This is a genomic window from Calidifontimicrobium sp. SYSU G02091 (assembly GCF_022631395.1).
GTDB lineage: Bacteria > Pseudomonadota > Gammaproteobacteria > Burkholderiales > Burkholderiaceae_C > Calidifontimicrobium > Calidifontimicrobium sediminis.
On the sequence record NZ_JALBGB010000003.1, the window covers coordinates 126,696 to 141,126 of the forward strand.

Below are 14,431 nucleotides of genomic sequence, written 5' to 3' on the forward strand. Positions count from 1 at the left end.
CAACACACCGCGCGCCTCGCTGCCGACGGCACGCCACTCGAGGACCGGCCCGCTTTCGCGCACGAGCGCGCGACGCCCGTCGCGCCGTACCGCGGGATGGTGCACACGCGCGCCCGGGTTCGAGTGGCCACCTGCGTCAGCGGCAGGGCGCCGCCCGCGCTACTGCAGCGAGACCTGCGTCGTCAGCTTCTCGATCGTGCGCCGCACCAGCGACGACGGCGGCAGCGGCTGCACGAGGCGTGCGGCCTGCAGCCGCTCGAGCGCGCGGCGCGTCATCGAGTGCGTCGTGCGTGCGTCGGCGTCGTCGGCGAGCAGCAGGTACTGGCCGCGCTCGCTGCGCCACAGCAGCTGCACGCGCGTCCAGCGCCCGCCGACGAACATGCGTCGCATCTGGCCAACGGCGAACGTGTCGGCGGGCGCACCGCCGTCGTCGACGCCGGTGGGCAGGAATTCGGCGGGCACCGTCTCCATCGACGCGACGTCGATCACCGAGTCGCCGAACGGGCGCGCTGGCGGCTCGCCGGCGCGGAGCTCGTCGCGCAGGCGCTGCATGACGTCGGCCGCGCCTGGTGTGCGCGCGTCGCCGGCGGCGCGCCCGCGCAGCGCCTCGGTGTGCGCCGCCATCAGCTGGTCGAGCACCGCGTCGCGCTCGGCGTCGGGCAGCGCGATCGACGCCATGCCGCTGCGCAGCGTGCCCAGCAGCGGCGGCAGCAGCGCGAGCAGCTTCTGGCGGCTGGCCGGCTCGGGCGGCACGTCCAGGCTCCACAGCAGGTCGTCGACGGCGCGCACGAAAGCCTGCGTGCGCGCGTGTGCCTCGCCGTGCTCGACCATCGCCTGCGCGATCACACGCGCCCACGGCCCGGCGAGGAAGCGGCGCACCGCCGGCGGCACGCTGCGCGCGGCCATCTGCTCGGTCAGCCGCTCGGCCAGCCGGTGCTGCAGCACTTCGCGCTGCTCGACGCGCGCCAGCTGCGCGATGGCCGGCTGCGCGGCTGCCAGCCGTTCTTGCCACAGCGCGTCGGTCTCGGCGTCGATCGCGGCCAGTGCGCGGCGCACCATCGCTGCGGTGGGCACGTCGGCGGCGGCCAGCTGGGCGGCCAGCGGCGTGCACGCGGCGAGCAGCCGCCGCTGGCGCGCGTCGCCGGGCGCGTAGTCCTCGCCGATGCGCGCGATGCGGTCGAGCAGCTGCCACACGGGGTGATCGAGATCGTGCAGCGCCGACTCGTCGGCGAGCACGAGGCGCAGCACCGGGTCCTGCAGCGCGGCGATGACGTCGCGCGCGTCGGCACCGACGCGGTCGTCGGTGGCGAAGGCGCGAAACAGCCGCGACACCAGCGCGGCGATCTGCGCCGCCTGCACCGGTGAGGCTACCGTGCCGCCGGGCGCGCCGATGGCGGCACGCGACAGCGAGGTCTCGCCCAGCAGTGCCTGCAGTGCGCCCGTCACTGCAGTCGCGCCGCGCCCGGCGGCGGGCACGCTGCCGGGCGGCAGTTTGATGCTGCGGTAGGCGCTGGGCATCACGCCCTGCGCCTCGAGCCGCGCGGTGGCCTGTGCGAAGCTGCGCTTGAGCTCGTCGGCCAGCACGGCGCTGGCCGCGCGCAGCAGCACGATGCGCTGCGCCTGGTTCGCCAGCACGGCCCCGGTGGCGTCCCACAGTGCGCCGGCGTAGGCGTGCGGGCGCAGCGGCAGGCTGTGCGCGCTGACGTGGCGCAGCCCGGCCAGCGCCGACGTGAAGGTCTGCAGCTCGCGCAGCTCCCACTCGGCGGTGCTGTCGATGACCTGCGCCGCGCGCGAGATCTCGATGTCGACCTCGACGCGCGACTCGTCGACCAGCTCGAGCTCGAGCGTCCCGCCGCGCGCCGGTGCGGCGGCGTCGCGCGCCGGGCGCATCTCGCTGGCGACGCGGCGGCGCAGCGCATCGCAGAACGCCTCGCGGAATGGCGCCGCGCGCGCCGACAGCGCCTCCAGCAGCGCGAAGTGGTGGGGGCGCTCGCTGGGGTACAGCGCGGCGCGCTCGGGGTCCTTCAGCGCGTGCAGCGTGCCGGCGTGCACGCGCTCGGCCAGCTCGGGGCAGCGGCGCAGCTCGTCGTCGACGAACTGCTGGATCGATGCGGCGGCGGGCATGCCGCATTATCCGGCGCTGTCGCTGCCAAGACGGCGCTCAGCGGGGGTCGTTGCGCGGCCACAGCACCCACATGCGCAGCGGCTGCTTCATGCGCCCGGCCTGCGCCTCGGCGTCGCCGTCCCAGCCCCAGAAGAAGTCGGCGCGCACTGCGCCGACGATCGCACTGCCGGTGTCCTGAGCGACGACCAGCCGGCGCAGCGGCGTGCTCGCGAGCGGCTCGGTGGTGTCGAGCCACACCGGCGTGCCGTACGGGATGCTGCGCGGGTCGACGGCGATCGAGCGCCCCGGCGTCAGCGGCACGCCCTGCGCGCCGCGCGGGCCCACCGCCGGGTCGGGCAGCGGCTCCTCGCGGAAGAACACGACGCGCGGGTTGGCCCACAACATCTCGTTGACGCGCTGCGGGTGGCGCTGCGCCCAGGCCTTGATCGCCGGCCACGACGCCTGCTCGGCGGGCAACTGGCCCTGGTCGATCAGCCAGCGCCCGACCGAGCGGTACGGCTGGTCGTTGTGACCGGCGAACGCGAGGCGCACCGTCTGCACGCGGCCGTCGGGCTCGGTCACGCGCAGCCGCCCCGAGCCCTGGATCTGCAGCACCAGCGCGTCGAGCGGGTCGGCCACGTAGGCGATCTCGCGTCCGCGCAGCGCCGCCTGCGCCGCCGGCAGCGTGTCGAGCTGCTGGCGCGTCCAGTACGGGCGGCGCGTCGCGAGGTCGGCCGGCGGCGCGTGCAGCGGCACGCGAAACGCGCCGCCGGGCGTGCGCCGCGCTTCGACGAGCGGCTCGTAGTAGCCGGTGATCAGGCCGTCGGCGCTGCCGTCGGCTGCCTCGACGCGGTACGGCTGCAGGCGCTGCATCAGCCAGCGGCGCGCGGCGGCGTCGTCGGGTGGCGTCGCCGTGAGCGCCTGCGCGCACAGCGCGCCCCAGCCCGGCGCCGGGCGCTGGCAGCTGCGCTGCAGCGCCGGCCAGGCGCCGGCCAGCGTGTCGTCGAACCAGCCCGGCAGCGCGAGCCAGTCCACCGGCACCCAGCGCGCGCCCTCGCGCTCGATGACCGGCCCCGCCGCCGGGGCGGCCGGCGGCGCATCGGGCGGGGGCATCGGCGCCGGCGGCACGGCGCACGACGCGAGCGTTCCTAGAATCGCGGCCGCCGCGACCCTGACGACGACCCCCGCGATGTGGCTCCTCCTGCTCGAAGCGCTGGCCGCGCTGCTGCTGCTGATTTTCATCGTGTGGTGGACGATGTTCTCCGGGCGCCGGCGCGGCGAGCGGCGCAGCGGCGACGACGCCGCACCGCGGCGCGACGAGCCACCGTGCTAGGCGGCGAGGCCTTGGCGCGACGGTGGGCAGTGGCGAGCGGGGACGACGGCACTGCGACGGTCACGGCAGCGCTGGGGCGTCTCAGTGCAGGTCGTGCGCGCGCGCCAGCGGGAACTCGGGCACCGGTGCCTCGAACCAGTGCGCGTCCTCGGTGATGCAGTAGTAAGTGCCGCGCATCGAGCCGGTGGGCGTGGCCAGCCGCGTCCAGCTCGTGTACTCGAACGACTCGCCGGGCTTGAGCACCGGCTGATGGCCCACGACCGCGAGGCCGCGCACTTCCTCGACGTGCCCGTGCGCGTCGGTGATCAGCCACTGGCGGGCCACCAGCTGCGCGGTGACGTCGCCGGTGTTGGTGATCGTCACGGTGTACGCGAACGCGTGCGCACCGTCACCCGACTGTTCGGGCAGGTGCTGCACCTTGACGCTGCAGGTGAACTCGGGTCGTGTCATGGCGGCCGATTCTGTCAGCCTCCTAGAATTTGCCGATGCCCACGTACCGCATCGCCCCGTCGATCCTGTCGGCCGACTTCGCGCGCCTCGGCGACGAGGTGCGCGCGGTGATCGCCGCCGGTGCCGACTGGATCCACTTCGACGTGATGGACAACCATTACGTGCCGAACCTGACGATCGGCCCGATGGTGGCCGCCGCGCTCAAGCCGCACTGCGTCAGGCCCGACGGCACCAAGGTGCCGCTGGACGTGCACCTGATGGTGCAGCCGGTCGACGCGCTGGCCACTGCGTTCGCCGACGCCGGCGCCGACCTCATCAGCTTCCACCCCGACGCGAGCACGCACGTCGACCGCACGCTGCAGCTGATCCGCGCCAAGGGCTGTGCGGCCGGTCTCGTGTTCAACCCGGCGGCGCCGCTGGACGTGCTCGAGTGGGTGATCGACAAGGTCGACCTCGTGCTGATCATGAGCGTTAACCCGGGCTTCGGCGGGCAGTCGTTCATCGACAGCGCGCTGCGCAAGACCGAGCGCGCGCGCAGGCTCATCGAGGCGAGCGGGCGCGACATCCGGCTCGAGGTCGACGGCGGCATCAAGGCCGACAACATCCGCCGTGTGGCCGACGCCGGCGCCGACACCTTCGTCGCCGGCAGCGCGATCTTCGGCCAGAAGGACTACCGCGCCGTCATCGACGCGATGCGCACCGCGCTGGCGGCCTGACGCAAGGCGCTGCTAGACTTGCCCGCATGTTCAGTCCGCGCAACGAGACTTCGCGCTCCAGGTCGTCCGACCGGGGAGCCTGGCCCTGGCGTCGCTGAGTCGCCCCGAGTCTCGTTTGCCGTCGGCCCGGTTGCGGGTCGTGCGGCCCCCGCCGAAGGCGCCGCCTTCGCGCGCACCCTACAGCGAACGGCGGCCCACGCCGCCGCCCCCGGAGGGCCTGAACCGTGATCACTGAACTGGAATTCAAGAGCCTCGCCGCGCAAGGCTACAACCGCATCGCGCTGATCGCCGAGGCCTTCGCCGACCTCGAGACGCCGCTGTCGCTGTACCTGAAGCTCGCCGGCGGCAGCAGGCACAGCTTCCTGCTCGAGTCGGTCGTCGGCGGCGAGCGCTTCGGCCGCTACTCGTTCATCGGGCTGCCGGCGCGCACGCTGCTGCGCGCCACCGGCGAGTGCACCGAAGTCGTCACCGACGGCGCCGTCGTCGAGACGCACGAGGGCAACCCGCTGGACTTCATCGCCGCGTACCAGCAGCGCTTCAAGCCGGCGCTGCGGCCCGGGCTGCCGCGCTTTTGCGGCGGGCTGGCGGGCTACTTCGGCTACGAGACGGTGCGCCTGATCGAGAAGCGCCTGGCCGGACGGCGCAAGCCCGGCGGCTTGGGCACGCCTGACATCCTGCTGCTGCAGACCGAGGAACTCGCCGTCATCGACAACCTGTCGGGGCGGCTGTACCTGATCGTGTGGGCCGACCCGCGGCAGAGCGAGGCGTACTTCCACGGCAAGAAGCGGCTGGGCGAACTGACCGACCGGCTGCGCTTCTCGGTGACGGCGCCGCAGGTCAAGCGCGGGCCGTCGTACGCCATCGAGCGCGAGTTCGCGAAAGAGGACTTCGTGCGCGCCGTCGAGCGCGCGAAAGAGTACATCGCGGCCGGCGACTGCATGCAGGTCGTGCTCGGCCAGCGGCTGAAGAAGCGCTACACCGAGAGCCCGTTGTCGCTGTACCGCGCGCTGCGCTCGCTGAACCCGAGCCCGTACATGTACTACTACGACATGGGCGGTTTCCAGATCGTCGGCGCGAGTCCCGAGATCCTCGTGCGCGACGAGGCCGACGCCGAGGGCCGCCACACCGTGACGATCCGCCCGATCGCCGGCACCCGGCCGCGCGGCGCGACCCCCGAGCAGGACAAGGCGAACGAGGCCGACCTGCTCGCCGACCCGAAGGAGCGCGCCGAGCACGTCATGCTGATCGACCTCGCGCGCAACGACATCGGCCGCATCGCCGAGACCGGCAGTGTGAAGGTGACGGAGGCGTTCGGCGTCGAGCGCTACTCGCACGTGATGCACATCGTCAGCAACGTCGAGGGGCGGCTCAAGCCCGGCCTGACGGCGCTCGACGTGCTCAAGGCGAGCTTCCCGGCGGGCACGCTCAGCGGCGCGCCGAAGATCCGCGCGATGGAGATCATCGACGAGCTCGAGCCGGTCGAGCGCGGCATCTACGGCGGCGCGGTCGGCTACCTCAGCTTCGCCGGCGACATGGACGTCGCGATCGCGATCCGCACCGGCATCGTGAAGGACAACACCTTGTACGTCTCGGCCGGTGCCGGCGTCGTCGCCGACAGCGTGCCCGAGCTCGAGTGGAGGGAGACCGAGGCCAAGGCGCGCGCCGTGCTGCGCGCGGCCGAGCTGGTCGAGGAAGGCTTCTGAAGGGGCGCACGATGCTGCTGATGATCGACAACTACGACTCGTTCACCTACAACCTCGTGCAGTACTTCGGCGAGCTCGGCGAAGAGGTGCGCGTGTTTCGCAACGACGAGATCACGCTCGAAGGCATCGCCGGGCTGAACCCCGACCAGCTCGTGCTGTCGCCGGGGCCCTGCTCGCCGGCCGAGGCGGGCATCTGCGTCGACGCGATCCGCACCTTCATGGGCCGCATCGCGATCCTCGGCGTGTGCCTCGGCCACCAGTCGATCGGCGCCGCGCTCGGCGGCCGCATCGTGCGCGCCCGGCAGCAGATGCATGGCAAGACGAGCCTCGTGACGCACGACGGCCAGGGGGTGTTCGACGGCCTGCCGAACCCGTTCACCGTGATCCGCTACCACTCGCTCGTGATCGAGCGCGCGACGCTGCCCGAGGTGCTCGCGATCACCGCGACGTCGGAAGACGGAGAGATCATGGGCGTGCGCCACCGCGAACTCGCCGGCAGCACGACGCCGCTCGAGGGCGTGCAGTTCCACCCCGAGTCGATCCTGACCGAACACGGTCACGCGCTGCTGCGCAACTTCCTGCGCATGAGCCGCGAGCCGGCGACGCTGTGAGTCCCGTGAAGACCGTTGACCTGCGCAGCGATACGGTGACGAAGCCGACGCCGGCGATGCGCGCCGCGATGGCCGCCGCCGAGGTCGGCGACGACGTGTTCGGCGACGACCCGAGCGTCAACGCGCTGCAGGCGCGCATGGCCGCGCTCACCGGCATGGAGGACGCGCTGCTGATGCCCTCGGGCACGCAGAGCAACCTGTGCGCGCTGATGGCGCACTGCGAGCGCGGCGACGAGTACCTCGTCGGCCAGATGGCGCACACCTACCGCTACGAAGGCGGCGGCGCGGCGGTGCTCGGCAGCATCCAGCCGCAGCCGCTGGCGCAGGACGGGCAGGGGCTGATGGGCCTGGCCGACATCGCCGCGGCGATCAAGCCCGATGACCCGCACTTCGCGCGCACGCGGCTGCTGTGTCTCGAGAACACCTGGAACGGGCACCCGATGCCCACGGCCTACCTGGCCGAGGCCACCGCGCTCGCGCGCTCGCGCGGGCTCGCGTGCCACCTCGACGGCGCGCGCGTGTTCAACGCCGCGGTCCACGCCGCCGGCCCCGGCGGCGACCCGTTCGCCGCGCTGCGCGAGATCACGCGCCACTTCGACAGTGTCTCGGTGTGCTGCTCGAAGGGGCTCGGCGCGCCGGTGGGCTCGGTGCTGTGCGGCTCGCGCGCGCTGATCGCTCGTGCGCGGCGCTGGCGCAAGGTGGTGGGCGGCGGCATGCGCCAGGCCGGCGTGCTCGCCGCGGCGATCGACCACGCGCTCGACCACCACGTGCACCGCCTGCGCGACGACCACGCGCGCGCCGCGCGGCTGGCCGACGGCCTGCGCGGCCTGCCGGGCCTCGCCGTGCGGTCGGCCGCGACCAACATCGTGTTCGTCGACGTCGACGGCGGCCGCGGCGGCGAACTGCTCGCGCACCTGGCCGCGCGCGGCATCCTGGCCACCGGGCTGATCGGACTGCGCTTCGTCACGCACCTCGACGTCGACGACGACGGCATCGAGCGCACGATCGCCGCGGTGCGCGAGTTCTGTACCCGCCCGGCGAGCACGGCCGCCACGGCGCCGCGCGCTCCCGACTCCCCCTACTGACTGCCCGCGAGGAGACCCCATGGCGATCACCAACACCGAAGCGCTGACGCGCGTCATCGAGCACCGCGAGATCTTCCACGACGAGATGCTCGCGCTGATGCGCCGCATCATGAGCGGCGAGATGAGCCCGGTGATGATCGCCGCGCTGACGATCGGGCTGCGCGTCAAGAAGGAGACGATCGGCGAGATCGCCGCCGCGGCGCAGGTGATGCGCGAGTTCGCGACACCCGTGGCGGTCGCCGACCGCACGCACCTCGTCGACATCGTCGGCACTGGCGGTGACGCCTCGCACACGTTCAACATCTCGACCGCCGCGACCTTCGTTGCCGCCGCCGCCGGCGCGCGCGTGGCCAAGCACGGCGGGCGCAGCGTGAGTTCGACCAGCGGCAGCGCCGACGTGATGGAGGCGCTCGGCGCGCGCATCGACCTCACGCCCGAGCAGGTCGGCCAGTGCATCGCCGAGACCGGCGTGGGCTTCATGTTCGCGCCGAACCACCACCCGGCGATGAAGCACGCCGCGCCGGTGCGCAAGGAGCTCGGCGTGCGCACGATCTTCAACATCCTCGGGCCGCTGACGAACCCGGCCGGGGCACCGAACCAGCTGCTCGGCGTGTTCCACCCCGACCTCGTCGGCATTCAGGTGCGCGTGCTGCAGCGCCTGGGCAGCGAGCACGTGATGGTCGTCTACGGCATGAACGGCATGGACGAGGTGTCGCTGTCGGGCGAGACGATGGTCGGCGAACTGAAGGACGGCGAGGTGCGCGAGTACACGATCCACCCGAGCGACTTCGGGTTGCCGGTGTACGACTCGCGCGTGCTGAAGGTCGCGAACAAGGAAGAGTCGGTCGCGTGCATCCAGCGCGCGCTGGCCAACGAGGACGGGCCGGTGCGCGACATCGTGCTGCTCAATGCCGGGGCGGCGCTGTACTGCGCGAACCTCGCCGGCTCGATCGGCGACGGCGTCAAGCTCGCGCGCGAGGCGGTCGCGTCGGGCCGGGCGCTGGCCAAGCTCAGCCAGTTCGTCGCCGCGACGAACCGGCTGCGCGCCGCGTGACGGGGCGCGCGCGATGACGGTGGGCGCACCGTCGCTCGACGCGCTCGTGCGCGCCGCGCACGACGCACCGCAGCTGTTCCTGCCGCGTGTCGAGGCGCACCCGGCGGGGCTGTGGCTGGGCGGCGCGTCGCTCGCGCTCGGGCTCGCGGCCGCCGGCATCGGCGACGGGCACGCGGCGCTGGGCTGGGTCGCGCTGGTCGGCATGCTGGTGGCGATGCTGCTGCACGCGCGGCTCAAGCGCGCACGGGCCGGCTGGCTCGTCGACTTCGCGGCGCGCACCATCGCGCCGCGCGAGCTGCCCGGCGAGGTGGTCGTGATCGACGGGGCGGGCTGGTCGATCGCCTGCGCGCCGGGCGACCGCCGGCAATCGATCGCGATCGACCTGCGCCACGCGGAGCGCGGCCGCGTCGTGCGGCTGTTCGACAGCGCGGCGCGGCTGCGCGGCGCGTCGATGACGCGCCTGAACGAACTGGCCGACGTGCTGGCGCGGCGCTTGCGCATCGAGCGCAGCGGGCCACGCCTGTGAACGGGGGGATCACGATGTCCGACATCCTGAACCGCATCGTCGCCGTCAAGCGCGACGAGGTCGCCGCGGCGCTGAAGGCGCGGCCTGCGGCCGACGTGCGTCGCGCTGCCGAGGCGCGGCGCGACGTGCGCGACTTCGTCGGCGCGCTGCGCGGGCGCGTCGGCGCCGGCCGGCCGGCGGTGATCGCCGAGGTCAAGAAGGCGAGCCCGAGCAAGGGCGTGCTGCGCGAGCACTTCGTGCCGGCCGAGATCGCCGCCAGCTACGCGCGCCACGGCGCGGCGTGCCTGAGCGTGCTGACCGACGCGCCGTTCTTTCGGGGCGCGCCGGCCTACCTCGAGCAGGCGCGCGCAGCGTGCGCGCTGCCGGTGCTGCGCAAGGACTTCATCGTCGACGCCTACCAGGTCGACGAGGCGCGCGCGATGGGCGCGGACTGCATCCTGCTGATCGCCGCCTGCCTCGACGACGCGCAGATGGCCGCGCTCGAGGCGCAGGCGCTCGCGCTCGGGATGGCGGTGCTCGTCGAGGTGCACGACGCCGCCGAGCTCGACCGCGCGCTGCGCCTGAAGACGCCGCTGGTGGGCGTCAACAACCGCAACCTGCGCACCTTCGAGGTCTCGCTGCACACCACGCTCGACCTGCTGCCGCGCGTGCCGGCCGACCGCCTGCTCGTGACCGAGTCGGGCATCCTGACGCGCGACGACGTGCGCACGATGCGCGACGCCGGCGTGCACGCGTTCCTCGTCGGCGAGGCCTTCATGCGCGCCCCCGACCCGGGGCAGGCGCTGGCGCAGCTGTTCGGATGAGCGCGGCCGCCGGGCTGCTGGCGCGCTTCGACGTCCACGGCCGCTACTACGACGCCGAGCTCGACGGCCGGCGCTTCGCGCTGCGCAGCCACCTCGAGATCGTCGAGCGCGGGCTCGACCCGGTGGCGGCGCGCGTTCGCCCGGCCGACCTCGTCGCGGTGATGATGAACCCGGGCAGCTCGCGGCCGCTGGCCGACCTCGACGCCGACGGCTGGGCGCCGGCGCTGCCCGACCGCACGCAGTACCAGCTGATGCGCCTGGCGCTGCGCGCGCAGGCGCAGGGGTGGTCGCTGCGGCACATCCGGGTGATCAACCTGTCGGATCTGCGCACGCCGAAGAGTGCCGAACTGTTCGCGGCGCTGGCCACGCTCGCCGATGATCGTCACAGCATCTTCAGCCCGGCGCGCGCCGGCGAGCTCGCGCGCGCGCTCGGGCCGGCGCAGGTGCCCGTGCTGCGCGCGTGGGGCCTGGCCCGTGAACTCGCGCCGCTGGCGTCAAAGGCCATCGCGGCGACATCGTCGCGAAGGGTGTTAGGGCTCACTGACCAGGAGCCGTTCTACCGTCATCCGCTGCCGCAGCGGGCCGACCTGCAGCGGGCCTGGCTCGACGCGATGACGCGGCAGCTGCCGGTGCGTGACTGAGCGCGGCTTTGGGGCACTTGGTGCGCACGGGTGGAAACCCGCTATACTTCGCGGTTCGCCGCGGAGGGGTGCCCGAGTGGTTAAAGGGGGCAGACTGTAAATCTGTTGGCTTACGCCTACGCTGGTTCGAATCCAGCCTCCTCCACCAAAGCGAAGTTGATCTCGTCTGACTGTGTGCAGGCGGCTCCCGGGCGGGAGTAGTTCAATGGTAGAACCCCAGCCTTCCAAGCTGATGATGCGGGTTCGATTCCCGTCTCCCGCTCCAGTGCGCCGCTTCGTCGCCAAGCGTGTGGGCGTCGTCGCGCCCAGACCCGTGTCGACGCCCATGTGGCTCAGTGGTAGAGCACTCCCTTGGTAAGGGAGAGGTCACGCGTTCGATCCGCGTCATGGGCACCACTCATCGTCATCCTTCTTACTGAACCGATCGCCAGGAGAACCGGCAATGGCAAAAGGCAAGTTTGAGCGCACGAAGCCGCACGTGAACGTGGGCACGATTGGGCACGTGGACCACGGCAAGACGACGCTGACGGCGGCGATCACGACGATTCTGGCGAGCAAGTACGGCGGCGAGGCGAAGAAGTACGACGAGATCGACGCGGCGCCGGAGGAGAAGGCGCGCGGCATCACGATCAACACGGCGCACGTGGAGTACGAGACCGCGAACCGCCACTACGCGCACGTGGACTGCCCGGGGCACGCGGACTACGTGAAGAACATGATCACGGGTGCGGCGCAGATGGACGGCGCGATCCTGGTGGTGAGCGCCGCCGACGGCCCGATGCCGCAGACGCGCGAGCACATCCTGCTGGCGCGGCAGGTGGGGGTGCCGTACATCATCGTGTTCCTGAACAAGTGCGACATGGTCGACGACGCCGAGCTGCTCGAGCTCGTCGAGATGGAGGTGCGCGAGCTGCTCTCGAAGTACGACTTCCCCGGCGACGATACGCCGATCGTCAAGGGCTCGGCCAAGCTGGCGCTCGAGGGCGACAAGGGCGAGCTGGGTGAGCAGGCGATCATGAAGCTGGCCGAGGCGCTGGACACCTACATCCCGACGCCCGAGCGTGCGATCGACGGGGCCTTCCTGATGCCGGTGGAAGACGTGTTCTCGATCTCGGGCCGCGGCACGGTGGTCACGGGCCGTGTGGAGCGCGGCATCATCAAGGTCGGCGACGAAATCGAGATCGTGGGGATCCGTCCGACGCAGAAGACCACCTGCACGGGTGTGGAGATGTTCCGCAAGCTGCTCGACCAGGGTCAGGCGGGCGACAACGTGGGCATCCTGCTGCGCGGCACCAAGCGCGAGGAAGTCGAGCGCGGGCAGGTGCTGTGCAAGCCGGGCAGCATCAAGCCGCACACGCACTTCACGGCGGAGGTGTACGTGCTGAGCAAGGAAGAGGGCGGGCGGCACACGCCGTTCTTCAACAACTACCGTCCGCAGTTTTACTTCCGCACGACGGACGTGACGGGTGCGGTGGAGCTGCCCAAGGACAAGGAGATGGTGATGCCGGGCGACAACGTGCAGATCACCGTCAAGCTGATCGCGCCGATCGCGATGGAAGAGGGCCTGCGCTTCGCGATCCGCGAGGGCGGGCGCACCGTGGGCGCCGGCGTCGTCTCGAAGATCATCGAGTGAGAGAAGAGTCCGCAGGGGTATAGCTCAATTGGCAGAGCGTCGGTCTCCAAAACCGAAGGTTGGGGGTTCGATTCCCTCTGCCCCTGCCACCGCGCGGCGCGTGCGTCGCGCAACTTGATGCGGTGTGGCGCCCGAGGCGCCGCGCGCACCGGCCAGACCGGCCCGCAGGGGGTGTGCCACCGACCCGGCGGGCCTTGCCGTTGAAGGCGCCGCGCCCCGTCTGAGACGTCGCGCCGAGAGTCACGAAGCGATTCCATGTCCACGAACACCTCCGTCGAGACCGTCAGCACCCCGGCCGACAAGGCCAAGCTGGCCGTGGCCGCGCTGCTCGTCGTGGGCGGCGTGGCGGCGTTCTACCTGCTGGCGTCGTCGGACCTGTGGCTGCGGCTGCTGGCGCTGCTGGGGCTGCTGGCGGCGGGCGTCGTCGTGTTCTTCACGTCGGAGAGCGGCAAGCAGCTGATCGCCTTCGGGCGCGACGCGGTCAAGGAGACGAGGAAGGTCGTCTGGCCGACGCGCAAGGAGGCCACGCAGATGACGGGCTACGTGTTCGCCTTCGTGTTCGTGATGGCGCTGTTCTTGTGGCTGACCGACAAGACGCTCGAGTGGGTGCTGTACGGCCTCGTGCTGGGCTGGCGTTGAAGGGGTGATGACGATGACTGAGCAGGCCGTCAAGAGCGACGCCGCCGCGGCGGCACCGATGCGCTGGTACGTCGTGCATGCCTACTCGGGCATGGAGAAGGCCGTCGAGCGCAACCTGCGCGAGCGCATCGAGCGCTCGGGCATGCAGTCGAAGTTCGGCCGCATCCTGGTGCCGACCGAGGAAGTCGTCGAGCTGAAGAACGGCAAGAAGGCCGTCACCGAGCGGCGCTTCTTTCCCGGCTACGTGCTCGTCGAGATGGTGATGGACGACGACACGTGGCACCTCGTGAAGCACACGAGCAAGGTCACCGGCTTCGTCGGCGGCGCGAAGAACCGCCCGGCGCCGATCTCGGAAGCCGAGGTGATGAAGATCGTCAACCAGATGCAGGAAGGCGTCGAGAAGCCGCGGCCGAAGGTCGAGTGGCAGGTCGGCGAGCTCGTGCGCGTCAAGGACGGTCCGTTCACCGACTTCAACGGCGCGGTCGAGGAAGTCAACTACGACAAGTCGAAGGTGCGCGTCAGCGTCACCATCTTCGGCCGCGCGACGCCGGTCGAGCTCGACTTCTCGCAGGTCGAGAAGATTTGACGTTCGCGGCGCGCTGCCACGGCCCCGGCGCGCCGCAATCCCCCAGGGCTGAAGGACGAGGAGCCGTCCGCGGTGCGAGACCCGGCGGCGTTCGAACTCGGTAAGGAGCCATCATGGCCAAGAAGATCGTCGGCTTCATCAAGCTGCAAGTGCCGGCGGGCAAGGCGAACCCCTCGCCGCCCATCGGTCCCGCGCTCGGTCAGCGCGGGCTGAACATCATGGAGTTCTGCAAGGCGTTCAACGCGCAGACGCAGGGCATGGAGCCCGGTCTGATGCTGCCGGTGGTGATCACCGCGTACGCCGACAAGTCGTTCACGTTCGTCCTCAAGACGCCGCCGGCCACCGTGCTGATCAAGAAGGCGCTCAAGCTCGACAAGGGCTCGGGGCGGCCGCACCTCGAGAAGGTCGGCAAGCTCACGCGCGCGCAGATCGAGGAGATCGCGAAGACGAAGATGAAGGACCTCAACGCCGCCGACCTCGAGGGGGCGGTCAAGCAGATTGCCGGTTCGGCCCGCTCGATGGGCGTCACGGTCGAAGGAGTCTGACG

The 14,431-nt window shown here is 71.6% G+C and carries 16 protein-coding genes and 4 tRNA genes; 17 read left to right on the forward strand and 3 right to left on the reverse strand.

Annotation, left to right across the window (positions count from 1 at the left end; translation table 11 throughout):
• Window positions 1-159: 159 nt before the first annotated feature.
• Both MOJ79_RS03275 and mltA read right to left on the reverse strand, forming a co-directional pair.
• The gene (locus MOJ79_RS03275) at window positions 160-2,124 is read right to left on the reverse strand and encodes a DUF1631 family protein (protein WP_241922861.1); all 1,965 of its coding nucleotides are present in this window, start codon (window positions 2,122-2,124) and stop codon (window positions 160-162) included.
• Between the two features lie 37 nt (window positions 2,125-2,161).
• Entirely contained in the window at window positions 2,162-3,361 is a 1,200-nt protein-coding gene (gene mltA / locus MOJ79_RS03280; protein WP_442863093.1) for a murein transglycosylase A, read from the reverse strand.
• Between mltA and MOJ79_RS03285 the strand changes: the two genes are divergently transcribed.
• Window positions 3,294-3,437, forward strand: a complete 144-nt coding sequence (locus MOJ79_RS03285) for a hypothetical protein (RefSeq protein ID WP_241922863.1) — start codon at window positions 3,294-3,296, stop codon at window positions 3,435-3,437. The genes mltA and MOJ79_RS03285 overlap by 68 nt on opposite strands.
• Before the next feature lie 81 nt (window positions 3,438-3,518).
• Here the strand turns inward: MOJ79_RS03285 and apaG are convergent, their stop codons facing one another.
• Complete coding sequence (gene apaG, locus MOJ79_RS03290; protein WP_241922864.1) at window positions 3,519-3,887, reverse strand: Co2+/Mg2+ efflux protein ApaG; 369 nt, start codon at window positions 3,885-3,887, stop codon at window positions 3,519-3,521.
• A gap of 35 nt (window positions 3,888-3,922) precedes the next feature.
• On the opposite strand from apaG, the gene rpe reads away from it, so the two are divergent.
• From rpe to rplK, 16 genes are all read left to right on the forward strand, one after another.
• Window positions 3,923-4,603, forward strand: coding sequence for a ribulose-phosphate 3-epimerase (rpe, locus tag MOJ79_RS03295; RefSeq protein ID WP_241922865.1), 681 nt, complete (start codon window positions 3,923-3,925; stop codon window positions 4,601-4,603).
• A 224-nt stretch (window positions 4,604-4,827) separates the two neighbouring features.
• Window positions 4,828-6,306 carry an anthranilate synthase component I gene (trpE, locus tag MOJ79_RS03300; RefSeq protein WP_241922866.1) on the forward strand — a complete coding sequence of 493 codons (1,479 nt, stop codon included), beginning with the start codon at window positions 4,828-4,830 and terminating at the stop codon, window positions 6,304-6,306.
• An 11-nt stretch (window positions 6,307-6,317) separates the two neighbouring features.
• Complete coding sequence (locus tag MOJ79_RS03305) at window positions 6,318-6,917, forward strand: aminodeoxychorismate/anthranilate synthase component II (RefSeq protein WP_241922867.1); 600 nt, start codon at window positions 6,318-6,320, stop codon at window positions 6,915-6,917.
• Window positions 6,918-6,922: 5 nt separating this feature from the next.
• Window positions 6,923-8,002 carry a low-specificity L-threonine aldolase gene (gene ltaE / locus MOJ79_RS03310; protein WP_336606309.1) on the forward strand — a complete coding sequence of 360 codons (1,080 nt, stop codon included), beginning with the start codon at window positions 6,923-6,925 and terminating at the stop codon, window positions 8,000-8,002.
• Window positions 8,003-8,021: 19 nt separating this feature from the next.
• Window positions 8,022-9,056 carry an anthranilate phosphoribosyltransferase gene (trpD, locus tag MOJ79_RS03315; RefSeq protein WP_241922868.1) on the forward strand — a complete coding sequence of 345 codons (1,035 nt, stop codon included), beginning with the start codon at window positions 8,022-8,024 and terminating at the stop codon, window positions 9,054-9,056.
• A gap of 13 nt (window positions 9,057-9,069) precedes the next feature.
• Entirely contained in the window at window positions 9,070-9,582 is a 513-nt protein-coding gene (locus MOJ79_RS03320; protein WP_241922869.1) for a hypothetical protein, read from the forward strand.
• 14 nt (window positions 9,583-9,596) lie between these two features.
• Complete coding sequence (trpC, locus tag MOJ79_RS03325; protein ID WP_241922870.1) at window positions 9,597-10,385, forward strand: indole-3-glycerol phosphate synthase TrpC; 789 nt, start codon at window positions 9,597-9,599, stop codon at window positions 10,383-10,385.
• Complete coding sequence (locus MOJ79_RS03330) at window positions 10,382-11,026, forward strand: hypothetical protein (protein ID WP_241922871.1); 645 nt, start codon at window positions 10,382-10,384, stop codon at window positions 11,024-11,026. Before trpC ends, MOJ79_RS03330 begins: the two co-directional genes overlap by 4 nt.
• A 62-nt stretch (window positions 11,027-11,088) precedes the next feature.
• Window positions 11,089-11,174, forward strand: a tRNA-Tyr gene (locus MOJ79_RS03335).
• 43 nt (window positions 11,175-11,217) lie between these two features.
• Window positions 11,218-11,291, forward strand: a tRNA-Gly gene (locus MOJ79_RS03340).
• A 56-nt stretch (window positions 11,292-11,347) separates the two neighbouring features.
• Window positions 11,348-11,422 (forward strand) — tRNA-Thr (locus MOJ79_RS03345).
• A gap of 46 nt (window positions 11,423-11,468) precedes the next feature.
• Window positions 11,469-12,659, forward strand: a complete 1,191-nt coding sequence (tuf, locus tag MOJ79_RS03350; protein ID WP_241922872.1) for an elongation factor Tu — start codon at window positions 11,469-11,471, stop codon at window positions 12,657-12,659.
• Between the two features lie 13 nt (window positions 12,660-12,672).
• A tRNA-Trp gene (locus tag MOJ79_RS03355) sits at window positions 12,673-12,748 on the forward strand.
• Window positions 12,749-12,914: 166 nt separating this feature from the next.
• Window positions 12,915-13,298: a preprotein translocase subunit SecE gene (gene secE, locus MOJ79_RS03360; protein WP_241922873.1), complete on the forward strand. Its 384-nt coding sequence runs from the start codon at window positions 12,915-12,917 to the stop codon at window positions 13,296-13,298.
• A gap of 13 nt (window positions 13,299-13,311) precedes the next feature.
• Window positions 13,312-13,884 (forward strand): transcription termination/antitermination protein NusG, encoded by a 573-nt coding sequence (gene nusG / locus MOJ79_RS03365; RefSeq protein ID WP_119293339.1) that lies wholly within the window; start codon window positions 13,312-13,314, stop codon window positions 13,882-13,884.
• 113 nt (window positions 13,885-13,997) lie between these two features.
• On the forward strand, window positions 13,998-14,429 hold the full coding sequence (gene rplK, locus MOJ79_RS03370; protein WP_119293327.1) for a 50S ribosomal protein L11: 432 nt from the start codon (window positions 13,998-14,000) through the stop codon (window positions 14,427-14,429).
• Window positions 14,430-14,431 lie beyond the last annotated feature (2 nt).

Coding starts and splice junctions, on each gene's coding strand:
- MOJ79_RS03275 (WP_241922861.1), bottom strand. CDS start 2,124: ATGCCCGCCGCCGCATCGATCCAGCAGTTCGTCGACGACGAGCTGCGC.
- MOJ79_RS03285 (WP_241922863.1), top strand. CDS start 3,294: ATGTGGCTCCTCCTGCTCGAAGCGCTGGCCGCGCTGCTGCTGCTGATT.
- apaG (WP_241922864.1), bottom strand. CDS start 3,887: ATGACACGACCCGAGTTCACCTGCAGCGTCAAGGTGCAGCACCTGCCC.
- rpe (WP_241922865.1), top strand. CDS start 3,923: ATGCCCACGTACCGCATCGCCCCGTCGATCCTGTCGGCCGACTTCGCG.
- MOJ79_RS03305 (WP_241922867.1), top strand. CDS start 6,318: ATGCTGCTGATGATCGACAACTACGACTCGTTCACCTACAACCTCGTG.
- trpD (WP_241922868.1), top strand. CDS start 8,022: ATGGCGATCACCAACACCGAAGCGCTGACGCGCGTCATCGAGCACCGC.
- MOJ79_RS03320 (WP_241922869.1), top strand. CDS start 9,070: ATGACGGTGGGCGCACCGTCGCTCGACGCGCTCGTGCGCGCCGCGCAC.
- trpC (WP_241922870.1), top strand. CDS start 9,597: ATGTCCGACATCCTGAACCGCATCGTCGCCGTCAAGCGCGACGAGGTC.
- MOJ79_RS03330 (WP_241922871.1), top strand. CDS start 10,382: ATGAGCGCGGCCGCCGGGCTGCTGGCGCGCTTCGACGTCCACGGCCGC.
- tuf (WP_241922872.1), top strand. CDS start 11,469: ATGGCAAAAGGCAAGTTTGAGCGCACGAAGCCGCACGTGAACGTGGGC.
- secE (WP_241922873.1), top strand. CDS start 12,915: ATGTCCACGAACACCTCCGTCGAGACCGTCAGCACCCCGGCCGACAAG.
- nusG (WP_119293339.1), top strand. CDS start 13,312: ATGACTGAGCAGGCCGTCAAGAGCGACGCCGCCGCGGCGGCACCGATG.
- rplK (WP_119293327.1), top strand. CDS start 13,998: ATGGCCAAGAAGATCGTCGGCTTCATCAAGCTGCAAGTGCCGGCGGGC.